The organism is [Mycobacterium] manitobense (assembly GCF_025821665.1).
Classification (GTDB): domain Bacteria; phylum Actinomycetota; class Actinomycetes; order Mycobacteriales; family Mycobacteriaceae; genus Mycobacterium; species Mycobacterium arseniciresistens.
The window spans coordinates 1-6,495 of the sequence record NZ_JACKSJ010000061.1 but is presented as its reverse complement, the minus strand read 5'-3'; the positions used below and the strand labels follow the sequence as shown (position 1 = coordinate 6,495).

The following is a 6,495-nucleotide window of genomic DNA, read 5'->3' as shown; positions in this document are numbered from 1 at the left end:
GCCGGCCGCCCTGGNGCCGGCCCGCCGCAGCGCGACCACCTCGGCATGCGGCCCGCCCGGCGGCTCGGTGGCGCCCACGCCGGCGACCTCACCCTCCGCGTCGAGGATCACCGCACCCACCGGCGGGTTGGGGTAGGTCGTGCCCTTCACGCGGTCGGCGTGTTCGACGGCCAGCCGCATCGCGGCCTCGGGGGTCACAGCACCAGGTGTCGGGATGCCCCTGCGGCCCGCTGGCGCAGCGACGCCACGGCGGCCGCGGGATCCTCGGCGCTGTAGACCGCGGACCCGGCGACGAAGCAGTCCACCCCGGCCTCGGCGGCCGCCTCGATGGTGTCGGCATTGATGCCGCCGTCGATCTCGACCAGGATCGTCAGTTCGCCGGCGTCGACGAGTCGGCGGGCGGTTGCCACCTTCGTCAGCACCTCGGGGATGAACTTCTGGCCGCCGAAGCCGGGCTCGACGGACATCACCAGCAGGGTGTCGAAGTCGCGGAGGATCTCCAGGTAGGGCTCCAACGATGTCCCGGGCTTCACCGAGAGGCCGGCCTTGGCGCCTGCGGCGCGGATGTCGCGGGCCACGCCCACCGGGTTGTCCGTCGCCTCGGCGTGGAATGTGACGTTGTAGGCGCCTGCCTCCGCGTACGGCGGGGCCCACCGGTCCGGATCCTCGATCATCAGATGGCAGTCCATCGGGATGTCGGTGACCTTGAGCAGCGACTCGACCACCGGCAGGCCGAGCGTGAGGTTCGGCACGAAGTGGTTGTCCATCACGTCGACGTGCAGCCAGTCGGCGCCCGTCACGACGGCGGTCTCGTCCGCCAGTCGGGCGAAGTCGGCGGCCAGGATCGACGGCGCGATCATCGGTTGCTCCGGCATGGATTTCACCCTACTTCCAGCGCCGCGGCGAACATCGCGTCGGTGCCGTGCCGGTGCGGCCACAGCTGGACGTACGGGCCGTCGCCGAGGTCGGGCAGCGGGTCGCGGCCCGCGGCGAACATCGGCCGGGTGTCCAGCGCGGTGACCGGGTGGCGGCGCAGCGCGTCGGCCACCACGCCCACCGTCTCGGCCAGGTGCGGCGAGCAGGTGGCGTAGAGCACGACGCCGCCCGGGCGGGTGAGCGCGATCGCCGCCGCGAGGAGTTCACGTTGCAGCTTCGCCAGGGCGGGCACGTCACCGGGCTGCCTGCGCCAGCGGGCCTCGGGTCTGCGGCGCAGCGCGCCGAGGCCGGTGCACGGCGCGTCGACCAGCACCCGGTCGAACCCGGGCGCCAGCCCACTGTCGCGGCCGTCGGCGCGCACCACCTCGACCCCGAGGCCGAGGGTGTTCTGCTGCACCATGTCGGCGCGGGCGGGTGCCGGTTCGACGGCCGTCACCCGGGCGCCCGTCCCGGCGCCGATGGCGGCCAGCATCGCGGTCTTGCCGCCCGGTCCGGAGCACAGGTCGAGCCAGCGGCCGGTGTCGCCGTCGACGGGAGCCCGCGTCAGGGCCAGGGCCACCAGCTGGCTGCCCTCATCCTGCACCAGCGCGGTGCCGTTGCGCACGGGCTCGAGGGTGCCGGGGTCGCCGCTGGGCAGATGCACGGCGTACGGCGAGTAACGGCCGACGGTGCCGCCGACGGCCTCGGCCAGCGCGTCGGCGCCGAGCACGCCGGGCCGTGCCGCCAGGTGCACCACCGGTCGTTCATTGTCCGCCCCAAGCACGGCGTCCAGCTGTCCGGCGTCCGCGCCGAGCGCATCGGTGAACGCCTGCGCGATCCACCGCGGGTGGGCATGTGTGAACGCGGTGTGGCCGACCGGGTCGGCGTCCGCGGGCGGCGCGAGCTCGGCGATCCAGGACTGTTCGTCGCGCCTGCCGATGGTCCGCAACACGCCGTTCACGAAACCCGCTCGCGCCGTGTCGAATTCGATGCCGGCCTGTTCGACGGTGGTGGACACCGCGGCGTGTGGTTCCACCCGGGTGCGCAGCAGCTGATAGGCGCCCAGCCGCAGCAGGTCGAGCAGCATCGGGTCGATGCGGTCGACCGGCCGCCCTGCCGCGCGTTCGATCACGGCGTCGAGCAGGCCGCGGGTGCGGCAGGCGCCGTAGGTCAGTTCGGTCGCGAAAGCGGCGTCGCGGCCGGTGATCCCGCGCTCCCGCAGCATCGCGGGCAACGCCAGGTTGGCGTACGCGTCACGCTCGGACACCGCCCGCAGGACGTCGAGGGCGGCGCGGCGGGCCGGATCGAGCGGTGTCCGGCGGGGCCGCTTGGTGTTCCTGGGCCGGGTCACTGGGCGCGGACCGATTCGTCGAGTCGGGCGCCCCTGGCCCAGTCGCCTGCGCTCATCATCTTCTTGCCGGGCGGCTGGATCATGTCCAGCCGGACGGCCGCCGAACCGGTGCCCACCAGCACGCCGTCCCGCGACACGCGAACCTCCCCGGGCGCCAGGGCATCTGCGGCGTTGTCGTCGACCGTGACCCGCCCCACCTTGACCCGGAGGTCACCGATCATGGTCCACGCGCCGGGATTCGGCGTGACCGCCCGGATCCGGCGGTCGACGACGTGGGCGGGCAGGTCCCATCGCACCCGGGCCTCGTCGACGGTGATCTTCGGCGCCACCGTCACCCCGTCGGACGGCTGCGGCACCGCGGTCAGGGTGCCGTCGGCGATGCCGTCGAGGGTGGTCTCGAGCAGGGCGGCCCCCGACACCGCGAGGCGTTCCAGTAGCGCACCGGCGGTGTCGGTGGGACGGATGGTCTCGGTGACCACCCCGTAGACCGGTCCGGAGTCCAGCGCCGGTTCGATCAGGAACGTGGTGGCTCCGGTCACCGTGTCGCCTGCGGCGATCGCGGCCTGCACGGGCGCGGCGCCGCGCCAGGCGGGCAGCAGCGAGAAGTGCAGGTTGATCCAGCCGTGCGCGGGCACGGCGAGCAGCGGCTCGCGCAGCAGCGCGCCGTAGGCGACCACCGCGCAGCAGTCCGGTTGCAGGGCGCTCAGTTCGGCGACGAACTCCTCGGAGTTGGGCCGCTGCGGGCGCAGCACCGGTACGCCGTGTTCGAGGGCCACCTCGGCGACCGGCGACGGCGAGGGCTTCGCGCGCCTGCCCGACGCGGCGTCCGGGCGGGTGAGCACGGCGATCACCTCGTGGTGAGGCGAGGCGAGCAGCCGTCGCAGCGACGGCACGGCGGGATCCGGCGTGCCGGCGAAGACGATGCGCACCGCGACAGTCTAGGGAAGCGCCGGCTCAACGGGGCGTCTGGTAGTACTCGCGAGTGGTGGTGCCCGCGAGCGGCGCGACGAACATCCAGGGGATGGTGGTGGCGAGCCGGTTCAACGTGGCGACCGCGTCGTTGTAGTACTGGCGGGCGAATGCCAGCTTGTTCTCGGTGTCGGCGAGATTGTCCTGCAGCTGCAGGAAGTTGCTCGACGACGAGAGTTGCGGGTAGTTCTGCCCCAGCGCGACCACCTCGCGCACCGCGGTGTCGAGATCGCGTTCGGCGGTGCTGCGCTGGGTCACCGACGTGCTGCCGGTGGCCGCCGTCAGCGCCGCGCGTGCCGCGGTGACGTGGTCGAGGATCGCCTTCTCGTGCGCGGCGAACGTCGTGACGGTGTGCACCAGGCCGGGGATCAACGAGGCCCGCCGGGTCAACTCGACGTCGATGCCGGCGAGGGCCTCGGCGACGCGGACGTCGGCGGCCCGAAGCCGGTTGTAGCCCATCACGAATCCAACCAGCACCGCGACGGCCAGCACCAGGATCAGTACGAGCAGGAATCTCACCACGAGCCGCCTCCTCCTCCGCCACCGCCGCCACCGCCGCCGCCACTGCTGGAGCTGCTGCTGCTCCCGCTACTCGACGACGAGGACGCCTGAGAGGCGGTGTAGGCCCCGATCGACGACGACAGCGCCGACTCGAAGCTGTCGAAGTCACTGCCGGCGGACCCCATGAATCCGGAGCCCGTCGACGACGACGAGTTGTACCACTCCGGTTGCGGCGCAGGCATTCCCATCGTGGTCTGATATTTCGCAGCCCACAGCGCCGCGGCGCCCGCAGCGACCGCGAAGGGCATGTAGGCGGTGTAGAGGTCCTTGCGCGCGGCGAAGTCGAACCGGGTCTCGGCCGAGTCGGTGGCCAGCATCCGGTGGAATCCGCCCACCTGTGACCACAATTCGCGGCCGGCTGGGGTACGCCGGGTGCCCACGCCTTTCGACCACGACGACAGGGAGAGCAGGAAGAAGGCGGCGAACGGCAGCCCCCACATGGTGGCCGGGACGCCCCACCGGAAGAACCCGCACACCGCAAGGACGAACGCGACGCCACTGGCGATCGTGGCCCACAGCTCCTTCTTCTGCTTGACCAGCAGCCCGCCGTCGAAGGCCCATTTCTCGACGGCGTCGGCCATCTCCTTCTTGGCCTTCTCGAGCTTCTTGCCCGCGGAAACCGCCTTCTTGGCCTCGAACTCCGAGCCGGGCGACATCACCTTGAGCGCCGATCCGACTGCGACGCTGACCGGGTCGACGTCGGCCCAGGCGCCGCGTTCGGCGACCCCGCGCACGTTCCACTGATCGGAGTTGACCTGCCGCAGGTCGACCAGGCCGCGGTCGGCCAGGTGGAACAGCGTCGCCGTCAACCCGTGCTTGGGGACGGTCTCGGTGCGGATGTACTCGACCTGAACCGGCCCGAGACCCGGCGGCGGCGCGTACTGCAGCGGGAATCCCGGCGGTGTTTCGCGCGTCGCGCGTGAGGACAGCCACCCGCCGGCGGCGCCCAGTGCGGTGAGCGCGGCGACCCAGGCGGCGGTGGTGGTCGACCGTCCGAAGATGCGGTCCCAGTAGTAGGTCCACGGCAGCTCGGCGCGGGCGGGCGTCGCGACATCCAGTCCCGCGCGCAGCGTCACCGGCGTACCGGGCTTCAGGTTCAGCGCCTGAAGGGTGACGGTGTCACCGTCGACGGCGAGGTCGCGGCAGGCCCGACCGACGCCCACCCCGACGCTGCACTGCGCCCCGGTGACCGGCCCCGGCAGTCGCACCGTGATGTCGGCCCGCTCGATGGTGTTGTTCCACGCCGGTGCGATGACGTTCCAGTAGAACGCCGAGCGTGAGTTCGGCTCACCGGTGGTCGCGGCGAATGCCCGGTCGGCGCCCGTGCTTCCCGGGTCCAGCACACCCGGGATCGCGTAACGGATCTCGAAGATGTGCGCGCCGGCGTCGAGCGTGATGTCGGCGTCGCCGATCTTGGCCACCCGGAACCGGTCGCCGCTCTCCCAGAGCATCCGGTAGTTCGCGGGCGCACCGTCGAGGATGATCGACGTGATCTCCGGGATCTGCCGCACGTGCGGGCTGTTCCGGTTGCCGACGTCCCAGTACCGGAAGAGGCCGTGCCGTCCGCCCGGGAACTCGGCGGTGATGGTCTCGGTCGCGTACAGGGTCCCGTCGGCGGCGACGGTGTACTCGGCGCGATAGTTGCTGAACACCACCGGATCGTCGACCTGGCCACCGCCGCCGCCGGCTTCCAGGAGAAGCGGCCAGAGCAACCCGATCGCGATGACTCCCGCGGTGATCAGCCAGGCGATCGGCCGCCGCATGAGAACCTCCCGTCCGGCGTGAGACGCCGCGTGCGACTCACCCTATGTGCAACGGGTCCATCTGCACCCGAACCGGTTCGTGTTCGCGCCGCGCGCTCTGCACGCCGATCGCCCGGCGCAGCGCGGCGGCCAGTTCGTGGCCACGGCCGCGGTCGACGCGCACCAGCATCCGGATCACCTCGGCGCCTGCGGGAAGGCCTGCCGGCTTGCGCACACCGGGCGGCAGTTCGACGGGCCCGAGCACGTCGGTCCCGGCGGGGAGCTCAGCCTCGTCGAGCAGCGCGGTCACCGCGGGCGGCACGCCGTCGACCGCGGCCATGTGCGAGCTCGGTGGCAGACCCACCTCGGCGCGCGAATCGAGTTCCAGTTCGGCGTGACCGACCGGATCCCAGCGGATCAGCGCCTGCACGGTCGGCAGCGACGTCTCGGCGACCACGACGACCACGCCGCCGTCCCCGCGCGGGCGGACCAGTGTGGCCACCGACAGCCACCTCCGCAGTGTGTCCTCCGCGGCGCGCAGGTCCTGGCGGCCCAGCAGGGCCCAGCTGTCCAGCAGCAGCGCCGCTCCGTACCCCTGCGGGGCGACGGGTTCGGCTCCCGGCGTGGCGACGACGAGTGCCGGTCCTTCGCCCACCATCGCGACCACCGACTCCCCCGACGACGTGATCACCGACTGCCCGGGGAACGCCCGGCCGAGTTCCTCCGCGGTGCGGCGGGCGCCGACGACCACCGCCCGCACCGCACCCGACCCGCACCGCGTGCAGCGCAACACCGGGTCGTGCCTGCCGCACCACCGGCACACCGCGCCCTCGCCGCCCCGCTCCGACAGCGACAGCGGTCCGGCGCAATGCCTGCACCGGGCCACGGTCCGGCACTTCGCGCACGCCAGCGAGGGGACGTAGCCGCGGCGCGGCACCTGCACCAGCACCGGCCGCG

The 6,495-nt window shown here is 72.6% G+C and carries 7 protein-coding genes; all 7 read right to left on the bottom strand.

What is annotated here, in order from left to right:
* Window positions 1-198 (bottom strand): cytidine/deoxycytidylate deaminase family protein (locus tag H7I41_RS07400; protein ID WP_505011361.1); only part of this gene is annotated, 198 nt, incomplete at its 3' end.
* Window positions 195-875 (bottom strand): ribulose-phosphate 3-epimerase, encoded by a 681-nt coding sequence (rpe, locus tag H7I41_RS07395; RefSeq protein ID WP_264011930.1) that lies wholly within the window; start codon window positions 873-875, stop codon window positions 195-197. The genes rpe and H7I41_RS07400, both read right to left, overlap by 4 nt.
* A 5-nt stretch (window positions 876-880) precedes the next feature.
* Window positions 881-2,266 carry an RsmB/NOP family class I SAM-dependent RNA methyltransferase gene (locus H7I41_RS07390; RefSeq protein ID WP_264011929.1) on the bottom strand — a complete coding sequence of 462 codons (1,386 nt, stop codon included), beginning with the start codon at window positions 2,264-2,266 and terminating at the stop codon, window positions 881-883.
* Entirely contained in the window at window positions 2,263-3,195 is a 933-nt protein-coding gene (gene fmt / locus H7I41_RS07385; RefSeq protein ID WP_264011928.1) for a methionyl-tRNA formyltransferase, read from the bottom strand. Before fmt ends, H7I41_RS07390 begins: the two co-directional genes overlap by 4 nt.
* Window positions 3,196-3,220: 25 nt before the next feature.
* Window positions 3,221-3,757 carry a LemA family protein gene (locus H7I41_RS07380; protein ID WP_264011927.1) on the bottom strand — a complete coding sequence of 179 codons (537 nt, stop codon included), beginning with the start codon at window positions 3,755-3,757 and terminating at the stop codon, window positions 3,221-3,223.
* Window positions 3,751-5,559, bottom strand: a complete 1,809-nt coding sequence (locus tag H7I41_RS07375) for a DUF2207 domain-containing protein (RefSeq protein WP_264011926.1) — start codon at window positions 5,557-5,559, stop codon at window positions 3,751-3,753. The genes H7I41_RS07380 and H7I41_RS07375 overlap by 7 nt, the downstream gene beginning before the upstream one ends.
* Window positions 5,560-5,596: 37 nt before the next feature.
* Window positions 5,597-6,495: primosomal protein N' (locus H7I41_RS07370; RefSeq protein ID WP_505011360.1), on the bottom strand; the 899-nt coding region annotated here is incomplete at its 5' end.